This window comes from Arthrobacter sp. Y3223164 (assembly GCF_059091005.1).
On record NZ_JBNHGF010000598.1, the window covers coordinates 1 to 1,197 of the forward strand.

2 protein-coding genes are annotated in these 1,197 nt (G+C 71.6%); both read left to right on the top strand.

The window, feature by feature from the left end; all coding sequences use genetic code 11:
• Positions 1 to 659, top strand: a 659-nt coding sequence (locus AC5RUJ_RS16720; protein WP_494156297.1) for an ABC transporter ATP-binding protein, incomplete at its 5' end; no start/stop codon positions are given.
• Positions 656 to 1,197, top strand: a 542-nt coding sequence (locus AC5RUJ_RS16725; RefSeq protein ID WP_494156298.1) for an energy-coupling factor transporter transmembrane component T family protein, incomplete at its 3' end; no start/stop codon positions are given. The genes AC5RUJ_RS16720 and AC5RUJ_RS16725, both read left to right, overlap by 4 nt.

The window sequence follows — 1,197 nt, forward strand, 5'->3', positions numbered from 1 at the left end:
AAGCCGCGCCGGTGCTGCGCGGGGTGGACCTGGACCTGTTGGCCGGGCAGGCGCTCAGCGTCACCGGCGCGAACGGTGCCGGCAAATCCACCTTGGCCCTCACCCTCGCCGGCCTGCTGGCACCCGCGGGAGGGGATCTCTCGGCGACGCCGGCCTTGCAGCGCGGTGCCGCCTTGTCCCCGGCGAAGTGGAAGTCCGCGCAGTTGGTGACCCGGATCGGCAGCGTCTTCCAGGAACCCGAACACCAGTTCCTCACCGGCACGGTGCTCGACGAACTGGAATTCGGTCCCCGCCGCGTGGCCAAACTGCCCGAGGCGACCGTCCGGCAGCGCGTGGACACGATCGCCGAGCGGCTCCGGCTGACCCGCCTGCTGCAGGCCAACCCGTTCACCCTCTCGGGCGGCGAGAAACGCAGGCTGTCGGTAGCCACCATGCTGGCCACCGGCCCGGACATCCTGATGCTGGACGAGCCGACCTTCGGACAGGACGCCAACACCTGGGCCGAACTGGTCACGCTGCTGGCCGAGCTGGTGGCCGAGGGCCGGAGCGTGGTCTCGGTGACGCACGACGACGACTTCACCGCCGCGCTCGGCGGCGCCGTCATCCGGGTGGCGGACGGCGGCGTCCGCCCGGCCCAGCCGCTTGGGAGGGCAGCATGAGCATGGACCTGATGAACCCGCGGCTGGCCGCCTCCCCGTTCAGCCGCGCCAACCCGGTATCGAAGCTGGCCGCCGCCGCCCTGGTCACCGTGGTGGTCATGCTCAGTGTGGACTGGGTCAGCGCCTCCGTGGTGCTGGCCGCCGAACTGTTGCTGATGCCCGTGCTGGGTGTCAGCCCATGGCTGCTGCTGAAGCGCGGCTGGCCGCTGCTTGCGGCGGCTGCCGTCGGGGCCTGGGCAACCGCCTTGCTGGCCGAGAAGACCGGGGCCGTGCTGTTCCGGTTCGGTCCGCTGATCTTCACCGAGGACTCGGTGGCCGGCGGCGTTGCGATCGGACTGCGGTCGCTTGCCGTTGCGCTGCCGGGCATTTTCCTGCTCCTGACGACCGACCCGACGGACCTGGCGGACGCCTTGGCGCAGAAGCTGAAGCTTCCCCACCGGTTCGTGCTGGGAGCGCTGGCCGCCATGCGGCTGGTGGGGCTGCTGGTGGAGGAATGGCGCACCCTCGGTCTGGCGCGCCGCGCCCGCGGTGTCGGGGC